The sequence below is a fragment of the Bacillus paranthracis genome, from assembly GCF_024296885.1.
Lineage (GTDB): Bacteria > Bacillota > Bacilli > Bacillales > Bacillaceae_G > Bacillus_A > Bacillus_A paranthracis.
The window spans coordinates 1,204,731-1,221,134 of sequence record NZ_CP101135.1; the positions used below are offsets into that span (position 1 = coordinate 1,204,731).

Consider the following 16,404-nt stretch of genomic DNA (forward strand, 5'->3'; position numbering starts at 1 on the left):
GAAATGGATTTGAAGTTGAATTATACCGAACTTATAAAGAAGTTAATCGTTGTAATGGTCGCAGGTTTGTTAAATGCGATTGGAATGAATTTATTTTTAACGCCAGCGAAAGTGTATGCAAGTGGCTTTGCTGGATTGTCTCAATTGCTATCACAAATATTAGGTGATTTTTTATCTATTCACATATCAACCGGGGTATTATTTAGCTTGTTTAACATTCCAGTCGTTATTTTAGCCTGGAAAAAGGTTGGAAAGGCCTTTACTTTCTTTAGTTTTCTTTGCGTTATCTTTATGACTATGTTTTTAGAAATTATCCCAGTTAGAGCAGTTTCAAACGATATCATATTAAATGCGATTTTTGGTGGGCTTATTTCAGCAATCGGGGTAGGGATTGCGTTGAAGTGGGGGGCTTCTACAGGTGGTTTAGATATAATCGCCATGATTTTATCAAAGATTAAAGACAAGCCTGTCGGTACGTATTTTTTCTTCTTTAATGCACTGATCATTATCGCTGCCGGCTATGTGTATGGATGGGAAAAAGCATTATATACTTTAGTGACTTTGTATGTGTCAACGCGAATCATCGATGCAATTCATACGCGTCATGTGAAGATTACGGCGTTAATCGTTACGAAGAATGGGGCGGATGTACGAAAGGCGATTCACTCACGCTTAGTGAGGGGGATTACAACTATACCAGCAACTGGTGCTTATACGAATGAAAATAAGGAAATGTTAATGATTGTTATTACTCGTTACGAACTGTACGAATTAGAGAGGGTTATTAAACAAGTGGACCCAGGTGCATTTACAAACGTACTGCAAACGGTTGGGGTATTCGGATTGTTTCGAAAAGATTAAAGAGGACCAAAGCTGGTCCTCTTTTTTAATGTGCATTCGTAATGTTTTGCAACTGCTCTTGCATTTCACGTAGCTGAACTTTTTCAGCTGTTGAAGAGTTTGCGTATGCAGAGTGCAAAGCGTTTTTTGCTCTATATACGAGATCTTGTTGCTCGGCACCGCTTGAACAAGATACGGCATTTGCAACAGCATCTCTAGCTTGTTGAAATAGTAAGTTCCCCATTTAGACCCCTCCAAAAGAAGAGTTACTTCTCGCTTTTTCTGCCTCAGCTAATGTACCTCGGTACGGGAATCTTGCATCATGCTTCATAACAGCATCGGCTCCTTGTTGGATAAAACGTTTTGATTTGTTCTTTTTACCCATTCGAAAAACCCCCTTTATTTAGCTGAAAACAATCGACGCGCTAACTTGTGCGTCTAATGATAGTATGAGCGTTTGGCGAGAAACTATAAGCAGGGAATTTTTAGATTACAACCCAAGAACCTCTTCTAAATATAGTGCAATACCATCTTCTTCGTTCGTTAGCGTCGTATGGTTTGCGAGTGATTTTAATTCAGGGATGGCATTTCCCATTGCGATGCCGTGACCAGCAAATTCAATCATTTCAAAGTCGTTATCTTCATCACCGAAAGCGATGATTCGCTCTTGTGGAATGTTATAATGACTAGAAATTTTTTGTAGTCCAACAGCTTTATTTAATCCGCTTTTTACAATTTCAATAATCGGCCAAGGTGCGCCCCACTTTCTATGGTCGATTACTTCAGCGTGCATATCAGTTAAATGTTGACGAATTGCACTGGAATGCTCGTCATGTGCGTCAATTAATAAGCAAGTTGGATGATCATTTAAAATATTTAATAAGTCTCCTGTAAAAATGTTTGGAGAACCGAATTCGAAAATATGTTTTTTATCTTCATCAATTTCACGCACATACACATCGTCCATTACTTCAGCGTATATGTTTTTTACGCCAAAATCAAAGCAAGCTCGGACAATTTCTTGCGCTGTTGCTAGCTCAAGAGGAGAGTGATGTGTGCCCCACTTTGAATCAAGAGGGTGATGTACGTAAGCGCCATTAAAGTTTACGATTGGTGTATTTAGGCCAAGTTCTTTATAGTAATCATAACTAGCGCGGAATGGACGTCCTGTTGAGATAACAACAATATGTCCTTGTTCCTTTGCTTTTGCAATTGTATGTTTCGTTCGAGTGGAAATTATTTTGTTGTCTGTTAATAATGTACCGTCTAAGTCTAATGCGATTAAATGTTGTTTGTTCATAATTTCACCTCTTATAATATTTTTTTGTTTTTATCTGTATTTCCGTTTTTAATCTGCAGAAATAAGAGGTTAGACTGGGTGAGACCACCAAAGATGGAAAGTTCACTATATATCCATCTTACGTCGCAAAGTGCTGCGGTGTCTACTATTTCTCGTTGGAAATTAAGAAAAGTCAACATCTTTTTAGAAAGTTCAAACAATGTTTCTTTCATTATGGACAAATTGTGAAAAGGGTTACATTGCTCGTATGATGAGGCTTATAATGAACATGTAATCTTCTCGTATATGTTTGACTCTCCTTTGAAACTGGCCTATAGTAGGTTGGTTTCTTTTTTTTCGACAAATAGGAAGGAAATCCCTGCTTTAAGCTTGTGTCATTCATGTATATGTACAAGAACGAAATGTAGTACTTGTTTCCTAAACATGACAGAAAAGCTTTCTTTTAAAATGGATATACTAATGAGGCAAAGACGTCATGGAAGGAGAATGGAAATGGGACAAAATCGCAGGTTTCGTTCGGGACAAAAAGCGCCGAATGATGGCATTTACGTAGAAATTGGTGAAACGGGAAGTATGGTGAAAGATCCGCAAATGGTGAAACTAACTGCTGGTGACAAGTTTCCAGATAACACGAATCATAACCGTCAGTGGACGTATAAAAGAAAACCGTAACAGAAGCCGCAATCGTTATTGCGGCTTTTTTGTCGTTACACATTTTAATTTCATTTACCGTATATTTTTCAGTTGTATCATGAATGCTCCTTTTTTCTTTTTCAAATAATAAGTTTGAAAATACATAAGCAAAATTATTGTATAAAAAAGTCAGTTGGCGTATAATCAAATCAAAGGTCAAAGAAAGTCAAACATTTGGAGGACTGTAAAGATGGACTTAAATCAAATGACAACAAAAACACAAGAGGCGATTATGAGTGCCCAATCTTTAGCGGTATCTCATCACCATCAAGAAGTAGATACTGTTCATCTCTTGTTTACATTATTAGAAGAGCAAGATGGGTTAGCAGTACGTATTTTTCAAAAAATGAACGTCGATATAGAAGCATTAAAACAAGGCGCCGAAAATTTAATTAAGAAAAAGCCTTCCGTAACGGGGAGCGGTGCAGAAGCAGGTAAATTATATATAACAGGTGCTCTGCAACAATTACTTGTAAGAGCAGGAAAAGAAGCAGAGAAATTGCAAGATGACTACATTTCAATTGAACATGTATTGCTTGCTTTTACTGAAGAAAAAGGCGATATAAACCAATTATTTACAAGATTTCATATTACGAAAGATAACTTATTACAGTCTTTAATGACAGTTCGGGGGAATCAAAGAGTGACTAGTCAAAATCCAGAAGCAACTTATGAAGCGTTAGAAAAATATGGTCGTGATTTAGTTGCGGAAGTAAGAGCGGGGAAAATTGACCCTGTTATCGGCCGCGATAGTGAAATTCGCCGCGTAATCCGCATTCTTTCACGTAAAACGAAAAACAACCCAGTTTTAATTGGTGAACCAGGTGTTGGTAAAACAGCAATTGTTGAAGGGTTAGCACAGCGTATTGTGAAAAAGGATGTACCTGAAGGATTAAAAGATAGAACAATCTTTGCATTAGATATGAGTGCGCTTGTAGCTGGAGCGAAATTCCGTGGTGAATTTGAAGAGCGACTGCAAGCTGTATTAAATGAAATTAAAAAGAGTGAAGGACGCATTTTATTATTCATTGATGAACTTCATACAATCGTCGGCGCTGGTAAAACAGAAGGCGCAATGGATGCAGGAAATATGTTAAAACCGATGCTTGCGCGTGGTGAACTGCATTGTATCGGGGCGACGACGTTAGATGAATATCGTAAATATATTGAGAAAGATCCAGCGCTAGAAAGACGTTTCCAACAAGTATTAGCAGAAGAACCAACTGTTGAAGATACAATTTCCATTTTACGTGGTTTAAAAGAGCGCTTTGAAATTTATCATGGTGTAAATATTCATGACCGCGCGATTGTAGCAGCATCAGTTTTATCAGATCGATATATTTCGGATCGTTTCTTACCGGATAAAGCAATTGATCTTGTTGACGAAGCGTGCGCAACAATTCGTACAGAAATTGATTCTATGCCAACAGAATTAGATGAAGTAACGCGTCGCATTATGCAGCTGGAAATTGAAGAAGCAGCTCTTGGAAAAGAGAAAGACTTTGGTAGCCAAGAACGTCTAAAAACATTGCAACGTGAATTATCGGATTTAAAAGAAGTGGCAAGTGGCATGAGAGCCAAATGGGAGAAAGAAAAAGAAGATATTCACAAAGTTCGTGACTTACGTGAACATTTAGAGCGTCTGCGCCGTGAATTAGAAGAAGCAGAAGGTAATTACGACTTAAATAGAGCAGCGGAACTTCGCCACGGAAAAATTCCTGCAATTGAAAAAGAGTTAAAAGAAGCAGAAGAAATGGGCGCGAATAATAAACAAGAAAATCGTTTATTACGTGAGGAAGTAAGTGAAGAAGAGATTGCTGATATTGTTTCACGTTGGACTGGTATTCCTGTTGCAAAACTCGTTGAAGGTGAACGCGAGAAATTACTACGTTTAGAGCAAATTTTATCAGAGCGTGTCATCGGACAAGAAGAAGCAGTAAGCTTAGTATCAGACGCAGTTCTTCGTGCACGCGCAGGTATTAAAGACCCGAACCGTCCGATTGGTTCCTTCATTTTCTTAGGACCTACTGGTGTTGGTAAAACAGAACTTGCAAAAACGTTAGCGCAGTCATTATTTGATAGTGAAGAACAAATGATTCGTATTGATATGTCTGAGTATATGGAGAAACACGCTGTGTCACGCTTAATTGGTGCGCCTCCTGGATATGTTGGATATGAAGAGGGCGGTCAATTAACAGAAGCGGTAAGACGTAAACCGTATTCGGTTATTTTATTAGACGAAATCGAAAAAGCACATCCAGAAGTATTCAACATTTTATTACAAATGTTAGATGACGGTCGCATTACAGATTCGCAAGGACGTACAGTAGACTTTAAAAACACGGTTATTATTATGACTTCAAATATTGGATCTGCTCATTTATTAGATGGACTAGGAGAAGATGGCTCCATTAAAGAAGAATCAAGAGAACTTGTCATGGGGCAATTAAGAGGACATTTCCGACCAGAGTTTTTAAATCGTGTCGACGAAATTATTTTATTCAAACCTCTTACAACGAATGAAATTAAAGGTATTGTTGATAAAATTGTAAAAGAATTACAAGGCCGTTTAGCTGACCGTCATATTACGGTACAATTAACAGACGCAGCGAAAGAGTTTGTTGTCGAAGTTGGCTTCGATCCGATGTACGGAGCTCGTCCGTTAAAACGATATGTACAGCGTCAAGTTGAGACGAAATTAGCGAGAGAATTAATTGCAGGAACGATTACTGATAACAGTCACGTAGTTGTTGATGTAGAAAATAACGAATTAGTCGTTCATGTGAAGTAAAACAAAAAAGAGTTCGGATAAAATCCGGACTCTTTTTTTAGTGTTGTTCTACTGGCTCGTTTGGAATTGCAGCTGCAATTGCTAGTACGAATACTGCAAGAACAACTGAGAAAATAGACGCTTGGTTAAAATCGTATGTACCGCCAGTCATAGAGCCGATTACGTAGCTCATCATATGTACAAGCAAGAACGACCAAATTAATGCCCAAATGAAACGCATATTTTACACCTCTATTCGTTCAATCTGTCCTTATTGTAACACAATTGAAAAAAGAATATAGAAAAATATTTGTAGATTTTTCAACGCAAATTTGCATTCTGTTCATACATTATAAAAGAGTACTTTTATACGTTTAGAAAATAAGGCGGGGGAAAAATGAGTATTACGGAACGTTTTTTTTACTTAGAAAAAGAACCATGTGTCATTTATTTACCGGAGAAGCCAAATGGATTTTCTGTCATGCTTCTAGGTGATTACAACTACTTTATTGAGAATGGTACAAGTTTATGGACACAGCATGCGGGTAGATCTTATTTTTTACATGGCCTTATTGAGGAAGGCTATACGGTCTTTTCTTCTAATTTATACGGAAGACATTGGGGAAACGACCAATCTGTTCGTCTAGCGAAACGTCTATATGACGTTGTTCTGAGAAAAGAGACATTAAATGCAAAAATGCACATTATGGCAGATGGTATGGGGGCACTTGTTGCACTTGAAATGATGAACAAATACCCTGAATGTATACGTTCTGTCATTATGTTAAATCCGTGTTTAGATTTACCAGAATATGTGGAGTTTGAGAAAGAGCATAAATTTTTTTATAAGAGACTCTTGAAGGAATTAAGTTTAGCGTATGATGCTAAAGAAGAAGAATTAGAAGCGAAAATAAATAAGAAATCATTTACGCTTCTTCCGTCTTGTGTACCTGTTAAAATTTTTGTATCAACACAAGAAAAAAGAGGAAGAAAACAGCTGCTACGTAAATACGAGAAAATGAGGCAATTGAACCAATGCGATACTTCTGTCTTATTCCATCTGCAAGATGTGAAATATAAAATGGTTAGGCAAACGACTGATTTCTTTAAAAAATATGAAGAAGAATTGTGAAGCTCCCATATACATAAATGAGGAGCTATTTGTTTCAAGGAGAAAGGGTTGGTGGTATGGAACGCGTGCTAATTATAGGTGCACTTACGTTTGTAGGTTATCACCTTGTGAATAAAATGATTGCAGAAGAAGTAGAAGTATATGGTCTTGATTTTGATGAATTCGATAATATGACAAAAATTAATGAAGAGAAGTTATTGTTAATTGGGCGAAATGCGTTATTTACGTATTATTCGATAAGAGATGAAGACGGATGGAGATCCGTAGAGGAAGAGAAATTTGATGCCGTTTACTTTTGTCTGTATGAGCCTAACCAACAAAGTGGCTTTCGAAATGAAAGAGTTATATTACAGTATTTAAAGCGAATGATAAGACTGTGTGAAGAACATAAAGTGAAGTTAAATCTAATTTCTTCTATTGAAGTAGGAAACGTAGATGAGTCCGAAAATAAACGTCTATTTGCGAAAGTGGAAGAAGGATTGAAAAAAGGAGAGGTACAATATAGTGTATTTCGAGTTCCTACATTATATGGGCCATGGCAACCATCTTTTATGATGTATCATCAGCTCATTTTATCAGAACTGGGTGAGAAAGAGTGCCATTATACGAGTGAGGAAAACGCCAGTGATCTACTGTACGTTGAAGATGTATGTGAATACTTATGGGAAAATGGCATGAACGAGGAATATCTCGGTATATATAATTTACTTAGTGGTAAAAAATCATTATGGAAAAAAGGTATGAACCTTTTACGTGCAGAGGATAAAGTGAAAAAAGAGAATCTAGAAGAAAGAGATGGAACAGTAGAGGTTATTTCGATAAAAAGAAATACTCCGTTAGAATACGGTTTAAATAAACAATTGGCACATATGAAAAAATATAAAGAGTTATACGAAGGATAGCGAGCGTGTTACACTATGTATGTGAAAGTTTTAATGGAGAGGAAGAACATAATATGAATGAGAAAAGCATGCAATTTTTACAAATCGCAATGAAGCATTTACCAGAAGCAAAGGCCATTTTAGATGATAATGGAATTGCGCTTGATATGGAGAAAGCTCAACCAGTATTAGAGTTATTGATGAAAGTTATGAACGAAGCATATGAGCTTGGGAAAGCAGATCAAGAATAAAAAGCATAAAAAGAATAAAAAGCATCTTTTGAGATGGAAGAGAGGCCCGAACCGTGGATAGAAGCGGTCAGGGCCTTTTTTATTCTCGCCTGGGGGAAAACCAGATATATGAAGAGGCTAAAGGAAAAGTAGTAAGGAAAACTCTCTAGTTTAGAAGGAAAGCAGATCAAGAATAAAAAGCATAAAAAGAATAAAAAGCATCTTTTGAGATGGAAGAGAGGCCCGAACCGTGGATAGAAGCGGTCAGGGCCTTTTTTATTCTCGCCTGGGGGAAAACCAGATATATGAAGAGGCTAAAGGAAAAGTAGTGAGGAGAACCCTCTAGTTTAGAAGGAAAGCAGATAAAGAATAAAAATTTAGATGGAAGAGAGGCCTGAACTGTAAGTAGAAACGGTTCGGGCTTTTTTATATTTCGAAAGAACAGGTAAAGGTATGTTTCCGTTTCTTTTCATAAACAATAAGGTGAATAATGCGTTCGCTTTATGTTTTAGCAGAAATATATTCTAGACAAAAATACATTTATGTTTTAAAATTAGTACCAAGTCATAATAATTGATATAAAACGGAGGGCTGCGATGTGAACGTGGGCATTTTAGGGATCGGAAGATATGTGCCGGAAAAAGTAGTCACAAATCACGATTTAGAGAAAATAATGGATACATCCGATGAATGGATTCGTACGAGAACAGGTATTGCGGAAAGACGCATTGCCGATGATACAATAGATACTTCATATATGGCCGTAGAGGCTTCTAAAAAAGCACTTGAAGATGCAGGGATTAGCGGAGAGGATATCGATCTTATTTTAGTAGCAACAGTAACGCCAGATCGTGCTTTTCCAGCAGTAGCTTGTGTCATTCAAGAAGCGATTGGCGCAACACATGCAGCTGCAATGGATTTAAGTGCAGCGTGTGCTGGTTTTATGTACGGAATGATTACAGCGCAGCAATTTATTCAAACGGGAACTTATAAAAATATACTAGTAGTTGGTAGTGATAAACTATCTAAAATTGTAGATTGGAACGATCGAAATACAGCAGTACTATTTGGAGACGGAGCCGGTGCGATCGTAATGGGAGCTGTTTCAGAAGGTAAAGGCGTTCTATCTTTCGAATTAGGAGCGGACGGAAGTGGCGGTAAGCATCTTTATCAAGATGAGTATGTTATGATGAATGGCAGAGAAGTCTTTAAATTTGCTGTTCGTCAACTTGGGGATTCTTGTCTTCGCGTTCTAGATAAAGCTGGTCTTACGAAAGAAGATGTGGATTTCTTAGTACCGCATCAAGCGAATATTCGTATTATGGAATCTGCAAGAGAGAGATTAAATTTACCACAAGAAAAGATGAGTATGACAATTGAGAAGTTCGGTAATACATCAGCTTCTTCCATTCCGATTGCAATGGTAGAGGAATTGCAAAACGGACGTATTCAAGATGGTGATTTAATTATACTTGTTGGTTTTGGCGGCGGATTAACATGGGGAGCAGTCGCTCTTCGTTGGGGTAAATAAGGACTGAGAGAAAAAAAGGAGTGTATTTTGTATGGAAAAAAAGAGGGTCGTAATTACAGGACTAGGAGCTGTTACACCGGTCGGTACAGATGTTGAAACAGCGTGGGAAAACATTAAAAAGGGTGTATCTGGAATCGGACGACTTACAAGAATTGATCCGGAACTATTTCCAGCAAAAGTAGCAGCAGAAATTAACGACTTTGAAGTCGAGAAATATATTGATAAAAAAGAAGCGCGTCGTATGGATCGCTTTACACAATATGCAGTAGCAGCAGCGAAAATGGCAGTTGCAGATGCAAAGCTTGAGATTACAGAAGAAAATGGACCTCGAATTGGTGTATGGATTGGCTCTGGTATTGGTGGTATGGAAACATACGAAGAACAATTTAAGATTTTTACTGAGAAAGGCCCGCGCCGCGTGAGCCCATTCTTCGTACCGATGATGATTCCAGATATGGCAGCAGGCCAAGTATCAATCGCAACAGGAGCAAAAGGAATTAACACTTGTTCTGTAACGGCTTGTGCATCTGGTGCAAACTCAATTGGTGATGCGTTTAAAGCAATTCAGCGTGGTGATGCTGATGCAATGATTACGGGCGGGGCAGAGGCGCCGTTAACAAGTATGGCATTCGCAGGATTTAGCTCAGCGAAAGCATTAACATTCAATGAAGATCCAGCAACAGCTTGCCGCCCATTCGATAAAAACCGTAGTGGTTTCGTAATGGGTGAAGGTTCAGGTATTTTAATTCTTGAAGAATTAGAGCACGCATTAGCTCGTGGTGCTCACATTTATGCGGAAATCGCTGGTTACGGTGCAACTGGTGATGCATTCCATATTACAATGCCAGCTCCTGGCGGTGAAGGCGGCGTGCGCGCAATGCGTCAAGCTTTAGCGGATGCAGGTCTACAGCCAGAAGATATTGATTACATTAATGCGCATGGTACAAGTACGGATGCGAATGAAAAGTATGAAACGATGGCAATTAAAGAAACGTTCGGTGAGCATGCGTATAAAGTAGCAATCAGCTCAACGAAATCAATGACAGGTCACTTATTAGGGGCAGCTGGTGCTGTTGAAGCAATCTTCTCTATTAAATCAATTACAGATGGAGTAATTCCTCCAACAATTAACTATGAGACACCAGATCCAGAATGTGACTTAGATTACGTACCGAATAATGCGAGACATCAAGAAGTAAACGCGGTGTTAAGTAATTCATTAGGATTCGGTGGTCATAACGCAGTATTAGTATTTAAAGCGTATAAATAATAGATGAAATAAGGAGTTTTTTCGTAACATATTGCGAAAAAACTCCTTATTTATTTTTACGCCTTTTTCTCCTTTTGCATATACATAAGAAAAAGGAGGGATAAAGATGGGGATTGTTGAAACTGCTGAGTGGTTACATCTATATTATGGACGGCCAGAAAAGCTGTGTGAGAAGTTTACGAAGTATATCCCGCTGCCAAAAGAAAGGTTGTATCGCTTTTTAATTTCTAAAGGTATGTATCGCCCTGTTATGCGAGGAGAACGAGAAATTAAAGAGTTAGAGAAAAAGGAAGTTTGGAAAGAGTTACGTGCGGAGTATGAGAAACTGAAAAATTGGTTAAAAGGTCCAGATGTCCCTGTTTTTATTCTATTATCAGATTCCTATAATCGAACTGTACAAGAAGAGTATAACGGCAGGGCTGGATTATCTATGCGTCACGTTATTTTCTTATTCGTATGTGGGCGGAATTCGGTGGAAGAATTAAAAGTGCTATTGGCGCATGAATATCATCATATATGCAGGTTGCATCAAATTGAGACGAAAGAAACGGAATATACATTACTTGATACGATGATTATGGAAGGGTTAGCTGAGCAAGCGGTAACGGAAAGATATTCAGAAAAAAACAATGCACCGTGGACGACGTATCTTTCAAAAGAAGAGGCTATATATTATTGGAAAAATGTTGTACATGAAAGAATAAGTATAAAGCGAGGAACAAGGGAGCACGACATCTTATTAAATGGATTTCACTCTTATCCGAAGATGCTTGGCTATGCGCTTGGATTTCATATTGTCAAAGATTGTGTAACTTTGCAAGGAGAAGATACACTTTCTTTATTGCCTATAGATGCGAAAGAAATATTAAATAAAGCCAATACATTTCATATATAAAAAAACAGGAGCTCTCTTTCCTGTTTTTTTAGTATTAATAGAAGAAAAAATAATAATTAGAATATATTTCCTTAGGTGGAATAAAGTTAAGAAAAATTGAACATAATGATGGATACAAACAGTAGTGAAGTGAGGGGTAGTGAATGTTATATCTACATGATGTATGGGTAAATTGGTTTGAAGGTGAAGAGAATGGGTATAACGTTTGTCATTTTTACGAATGGCGGAAAGATGATACGATTGAGCTATTAGATCAAGTGCCATTATTAAAAGTAGATTCCACATTATATCATTACATCGAGAACGAATTGTTAGAGCTTCCGCAAAAAATGTTGGAAGACGTACATCATAAGGCTTATATTCGTAAAAATCATGAACGTTTGCAGCAAGAGTATTGCTTTGTAGTTACAGATGGAAAAGGAATTATTGCAATTGATACAATTGGTTACAACGTGCCAATTCGAAAGAGCAGACTTATACCGCGCCAAGAGCAGATGGTATATGAGATGGTAGAAAACGTACAAGCAGAAAAGTATGAGTTCCAAGTAGAAGAAATGGAAAAAGAACATCATATTTTATCACCATCACCTTTCATTATGAATGGCTTAACTCGTAAAGAAAGGCAGCTTAAACAATTACTATTTATGGCGTTAGATCAATTACATACAACGAAAAACACAGCAGAAATTCGCTATTGGTTCACAGAGTGGGATCCATCAGCATACGGAATGGTTCAACATATGGAATTTGAAGATATTTGGGCTAAGCTGTATGAGGAAGCGAAAACAGGTTGGTCTGAGAAGCACGAACAATTATGCGAGCGTCTCGTAAAAGGACAGCCATTTTTTGAAAAGTTATGGGAAATGGAAAACGAGCAAAAGGTAAATTAAAAAACCGCCGATTGGCGGTTTTTTTAATTTGTTGTAGTCTTGCTCCAGCGGCAAGCTCTTCGTGTCTAAGAACCTTCCGCATAAGAAGGCAAAAAGCGCCTTTTATGCGAAAGAACCTTAGCCAGTCAGAGCTGAACGAGCCGCCTCCGCTTTATAAATTACCTACGTTTTCTGCTTAGTCCCATTGCGTTTTCTACTTTGCGTAGTTGTTTGAATGCGACGCGGTTTGCTTTTTCGGCACCTTTGTCTAGAATTTCGTCTAGTTCTGGTGAGTTGATTAGTTCGTTATATTTGTCTTGGATTGGACGAATTGCTTCTACGACTACTTGCGCTAAGTCGCCTTTGAAGTCGCCGTATCCTTTTCCTTCGTACATTGCTTCAATTTCTTCAACTGTTTTTCCAGAGAATGAAGAGTAAATTGTTAATAAGTTAGAGATGCCAGGTTTGTTTTCTTTATCAAATTTCACGATACCTTCAGAGTCAGTTACAGCACTCTTAATTTTCTTTTCAATTGTTTTTGGTTCATCAAGCATGCTGATCATTGATTTTGGATTCGGATCAGATTTACTCATTTTTTTCGTAGGCTCTGTTAGTGACATAACGCGAGCTCCTACTTTTGGAATGCGAATTTCAGGAATTGTGAATACTTCACGGAAGCGTTTGTTGAAACGCTCTGCTAGGTCACGTGTTAATTCCATATGTTGCTTTTGGTCATCACCAACAGGCACGATTTCAGTGTTGTAAAGTAAAATATCAGCAGCCATTAATGGTGGATACGTTAGTAATCCAGCTGGTACTGAATCTCTACCTGACGCTTTATCTTTATATTGCGTCATACGCTCTAATTCTCCAACGTAAGCAACTGATTGCATAATCCATCCTAGTTGAGCGTGTGCCGGTACTTCTGATTGTACAAATAACGTAGCTTTTTCAGGATCGATACCGCATGCTACATAAAGTGCAGCAAGACTGCGGATGTTTTTACGAAGCCCGACGGGATCTTGAGGCACTGTAATCGCATGTTGATTTACAATACAGAAATAACAGTCGTGTTCGTTTTGAAGCTCTGTAAATTGCTTCATAGCCCCTAAATAGTTTCCAAGTGTAATCGTTCCACTCGGCTGAATACCAGAAAAGATAACTGACATAAGTAATTCCTCCTAAATTTGAATGCGTGATAGGGAAGAGAAGGCAAACAAAAAAGCCCATTCATCCCAAAAAACTATAGGGACGAATGGACCGCGGTACCACCCTAATTATTTCACTACTGTGAAATCTCTCTAATCCATAATAACGTTTGGATATAACGCCAAAGCCTACTACTTTCGGTTCGGTTTGGAGCTCAAAAGCCCATTCCATACTGTACAATTACTTGTTCACACCAGCCACAAGCTCTCTGAAATTGCCTCAATATGTACTCTTCTTTATCATCGCATACATATAAATTTATTTATTGTTACTTGAGCTCTTTAAATATGAAAGAACTAAAGTTTTATAACAAAATGTTTTGCAGATTATTATATCATATGGGATAGTGTTTGCAAACTACATCAAAATAGTAAAGCTAATGAAGGTCGAGAACAACCCAAGAACGATACCGGTAATGCAAATTGGATACGTCCATTTGAATGAATATGTTTTATAAATACGTTCTTTCTTATCGACAGGTTCCTCTACTTCTTCAATTAAAGAGTCGATTTTTTTGTTCGTACCAAATACTCTTTGGAAGGCGTAAATTGTTACATTAAAAAATCCATTTTGAAATATGAATAAAAAACCGCCTATAAGAATAAAAAATAGTGCGATATAGAACGAGATGTTGACAAAATTCAACAAAAACTGCGATGAAACAAGGAATGCGCCAATACTAGAAGCAATTATCGCTATGAAAATTAGTATACAAGTATGAAAAAAAACTTTATTCAAAATGTTCCCCTCCGTCAAAATGTTACTAGAATTATTATACTATAAAAGCTATAATATGTACTAGAATTAATTTTTTGAAAATTATACGCAATTAAAGGTCTGATTGCAAGATGATGGTAGCAATGTTAACGTATCCCTTTACAAAAAAATAAAAATATAAACATTTTATTAAAAATTTTAACAAAAAAACAAAAAACTATATTCACAATCGTCATATTATATGTATAATGAAAATTGTAGAAACTTGGAGATTATTCTTTCAATTCTACTTTTTTACAAGTGAGGGTACAGGAAGTGCAATTAGGGGAGGCAACACAACATGAAGAAAAAGATACCGTTATTACTTGCATCGACGTTGACTGTCAGTATGTTAGGAGCTTGTAGTTACCAAAAAGAGGATAATAAAGCAGGCGCGAAAGAAAAATCCTCAAACAAGCAAGTGTTAAATCTAACTGAGACAGCTGAAATCCCAACTATGGATACGACGTTATCAACAGATGCAACATCTTCTAACATCATGAATAACACAATGGAAGGGTTATATCGTCTGGGGAAAGATGATAAACTTGTTCCGGGTGTCGCTAAATCTTATGAGAAATCAGAGGATGGCAAAAAGTATGTGTTTAAGTTACGTGAAGATGCGAAATGGTCTAATGGTGAACCTGTAACAGCGAAGGACTTCGTTTATTCTTGGCGAAGAGCTGTAGATTCAAACACGGGTGCCAAGTTTGCTTACATACTATTTGATGTTAAAAATGCGGAGAAAGTTAACAAAAAAGAGTTACCAGTTGAAGAACTTGGTGTAAAGGCAATTGATGATCATACACTTGAAGTGGAATTAGATAACCCTGTTCCTTATTTTGTAAGTTTAACAGTCTATCCAACATTGTATCCTTTGAATGAGAAGTTTGTAACAGAACAAGGAGCAAAATTTGGATTAGAATCCAATACGACACTTTATAATGGTCCATTCGTATTAAATGAATGGAAGCACGAACAAAGTTTCCAACTTAAGAAGAATCCAACGTATTGGGAAAATAAAGAAGTAAAACTTGAGGAAATAAACTTCAATATTGTTAAGGATCGTTCAACTGCTATAAATCTATATGAAACGAAAGCAATTGATCGTGTAGTCTTAACATCAGAGTTTGTAGATAAATACAAATCAGATGCTGACTTTAAAACGATTAAGAGACCATCTACACAATTTATTCGCTTAAATGAAAAGAATAAATTTTTAGCAAATAAAAATATCCGAAAAGCAATTGCAATGTCCTTTGAACGTGAAAACATCGGAAAAGTGATCTTAAACGATGGTTCAGAGGGTATATATGGTTTTGTTCCGAAAGGCTTAGCAAAAGGTCCGAATGGAAAAGACTTCCGTGAAGAAAACGGAAAGCTTATAAAAGAGGATATGAAAGAAGCACAAAAATACTGGGAAGCTGGTAAAAAAGAACTTGGTGTAGACAAAGTAGAGTTAGAGCTATTAAACTTTGATACTGATGATGCTAAAAAAATCGGAGAGTATTTAAAAGGTCAATTTGAAAAGAACTTACCAGGTTTAACAGTTCCAACAAAAATGCAGCCATTTGCACAAAAATTAAAACTTGAAGCAAGTGGAGATTATGCAATGTCATATGCGGGATGGAGTCCAGATTATATGGATCCAATGTCATTCCTTGAAATGTATACGACAGGTAATGCGCAAAACAAAGTACATTACGCAAACCCAGCGTATGATGATTTAATTAAAAAAGCAAAAACAGAAGTTGATGTACAAGCTCGTTGGGATGCATTATTACAAGCGGAAAAACAACTGCTTGAAGATGCAGCAATTGCTCCAGTATATCAACCAGGAAAAGCTTATTTACAACGTGGCTCAATTACTGGCCTATTAGAACATAAATATGGCGGAGAATTTAGCTATAAGTGGGTTGAACTAAAAAAATAAAAATGGTTTCCATCATGAATAAGGGTATATGCCTATGATGGGCATATGCTCTTATTTTAAAAAAATAAAAGTAAGAATATTTTAAACTATCTTAT

17 protein-coding genes and 1 other annotated feature are annotated in these 16,404 nt (G+C 37.1%); of the genes, 11 read left to right on the forward strand and 6 right to left on the reverse strand.

Annotation, left to right across the window (positions count from 1 at the left end; genetic code table 11):
• Window positions 1-3 precede the first annotated feature (3 nt).
• Window positions 4-861 carry a YitT family protein gene (locus tag NLJ82_RS06075; protein WP_000364456.1) on the forward strand — a complete coding sequence of 286 codons (858 nt, stop codon included), beginning with the start codon at window positions 4-6 and terminating at the stop codon, window positions 859-861.
• Window positions 862-886: 25 nt separating this feature from the next.
• Here the strand turns inward: NLJ82_RS06075 and NLJ82_RS06080 are convergent, their stop codons facing one another.
• The 3 genes from NLJ82_RS06080 to NLJ82_RS06090 all read right to left on the reverse strand — a co-directional run bounded on the left by NLJ82_RS06080 (window position 887) and on the right by NLJ82_RS06090 (window position 2,140).
• Window positions 887-1,084, reverse strand: a complete 198-nt coding sequence (locus NLJ82_RS06080) for a DUF3813 domain-containing protein (RefSeq protein WP_000527392.1) — start codon at window positions 1,082-1,084, stop codon at window positions 887-889.
• Complete coding sequence (locus tag NLJ82_RS06085) at window positions 1,085-1,225, reverse strand: hypothetical protein (RefSeq protein ID WP_000516816.1); 141 nt, start codon at window positions 1,223-1,225, stop codon at window positions 1,085-1,087.
• A 105-nt stretch (window positions 1,226-1,330) separates the two neighbouring features.
• Window positions 1,331-2,140 carry a Cof-type HAD-IIB family hydrolase gene (locus NLJ82_RS06090; RefSeq protein ID WP_001041235.1) on the reverse strand — a complete coding sequence of 270 codons (810 nt, stop codon included), beginning with the start codon at window positions 2,138-2,140 and terminating at the stop codon, window positions 1,331-1,333.
• Between the two features lie 492 nt (window positions 2,141-2,632).
• Between NLJ82_RS06090 and NLJ82_RS06095 the strand changes: the two genes are divergently transcribed.
• Both NLJ82_RS06095 and clpB read left to right on the forward strand, forming a co-directional pair.
• Window positions 2,633-2,812, forward strand: a complete 180-nt coding sequence (locus tag NLJ82_RS06095) for a YjzC family protein (protein ID WP_000531418.1) — start codon at window positions 2,633-2,635, stop codon at window positions 2,810-2,812.
• A 211-nt stretch (window positions 2,813-3,023) separates the two neighbouring features.
• Entirely contained in the window at window positions 3,024-5,624 is a 2,601-nt protein-coding gene (clpB, locus tag NLJ82_RS06100; protein WP_000365372.1) for an ATP-dependent chaperone ClpB, read from the forward strand.
• Between the two features lie 37 nt (window positions 5,625-5,661).
• On the opposite strand, the gene NLJ82_RS06105 is transcribed toward clpB, so the two are convergent.
• Window positions 5,662-5,844 carry a YjzD family protein gene (locus tag NLJ82_RS06105; RefSeq protein WP_001211114.1) on the reverse strand — a complete coding sequence of 61 codons (183 nt, stop codon included), beginning with the start codon at window positions 5,842-5,844 and terminating at the stop codon, window positions 5,662-5,664.
• Window positions 5,845-6,000: 156 nt separating this feature from the next.
• Here NLJ82_RS06105 and NLJ82_RS06110 point away from each other — a divergent pair, with 156 nt between their 5' ends.
• The 7 genes from NLJ82_RS06110 (at window position 6,001) to NLJ82_RS06140 (ending at window position 12,432) form a co-directional block, all read left to right on the forward strand.
• A complete protein-coding gene (locus NLJ82_RS06110) occupies window positions 6,001-6,735 on the forward strand; it encodes a lipase family protein (protein ID WP_000028698.1) in 735 nt (244 codons plus the stop codon).
• Window positions 6,736-6,764: 29 nt separating this feature from the next.
• The gene (locus NLJ82_RS06115) at window positions 6,765-7,637 is read left to right on the forward strand and encodes an NAD-dependent epimerase/dehydratase family protein (protein ID WP_000486161.1); all 873 of its coding nucleotides are present in this window, start codon (window positions 6,765-6,767) and stop codon (window positions 7,635-7,637) included.
• A gap of 53 nt (window positions 7,638-7,690) precedes the next feature.
• Window positions 7,691-7,867, forward strand: coding sequence for a ComZ family protein (locus tag NLJ82_RS06120; protein ID WP_009879752.1), 177 nt, complete (start codon window positions 7,691-7,693; stop codon window positions 7,865-7,867).
• Window positions 7,868-8,444: 577 nt separating this feature from the next.
• A complete protein-coding gene (gene fabH, locus NLJ82_RS06125; RefSeq protein ID WP_001100540.1) occupies window positions 8,445-9,377 on the forward strand; it encodes a beta-ketoacyl-ACP synthase III in 933 nt (310 codons plus the stop codon).
• Window positions 9,378-9,408: 31 nt separating this feature from the next.
• Entirely contained in the window at window positions 9,409-10,647 is a 1,239-nt protein-coding gene (gene fabF / locus NLJ82_RS06130) for a beta-ketoacyl-ACP synthase II (protein WP_000412651.1), read from the forward strand.
• A gap of 106 nt (window positions 10,648-10,753) precedes the next feature.
• Window positions 10,754-11,542 (forward strand): DUF2268 domain-containing putative Zn-dependent protease, encoded by a 789-nt coding sequence (locus tag NLJ82_RS06135; RefSeq protein WP_000513292.1) that lies wholly within the window; start codon window positions 10,754-10,756, stop codon window positions 11,540-11,542.
• A 143-nt stretch (window positions 11,543-11,685) separates the two neighbouring features.
• Window positions 11,686-12,432 (forward strand): YjbA family protein, encoded by a 747-nt coding sequence (locus NLJ82_RS06140; protein ID WP_000966138.1) that lies wholly within the window; start codon window positions 11,686-11,688, stop codon window positions 12,430-12,432.
• Window positions 12,433-12,590: 158 nt separating this feature from the next.
• On the opposite strand, the gene trpS is transcribed toward NLJ82_RS06140, so the two are convergent.
• Together trpS and NLJ82_RS06150 are read right to left on the reverse strand one after the other, a co-directional pair.
• Window positions 12,591-13,580, reverse strand: a complete 990-nt coding sequence (trpS, locus tag NLJ82_RS06145; RefSeq protein ID WP_000110985.1) for a tryptophan--tRNA ligase — start codon at window positions 13,578-13,580, stop codon at window positions 12,591-12,593.
• Window positions 13,581-13,655: 75 nt separating this feature from the next.
• Window positions 13,656-13,872, reverse strand: a binding site (T-box leader).
• Between the two features lie 105 nt (window positions 13,873-13,977).
• Window positions 13,978-14,358: a DUF3899 domain-containing protein gene (locus tag NLJ82_RS06150; protein WP_001044991.1), complete on the reverse strand. Its 381-nt coding sequence runs from the start codon at window positions 14,356-14,358 to the stop codon at window positions 13,978-13,980.
• A gap of 319 nt (window positions 14,359-14,677) precedes the next feature.
• Between NLJ82_RS06150 and NLJ82_RS06155 the strand changes: the two genes are divergently transcribed.
• A complete protein-coding gene (locus tag NLJ82_RS06155) occupies window positions 14,678-16,309 on the forward strand; it encodes a peptide ABC transporter substrate-binding protein (RefSeq protein WP_000727234.1) in 1,632 nt (543 codons plus the stop codon).
• The last annotated feature ends 95 nt before the right edge of the window (window positions 16,310-16,404 follow it).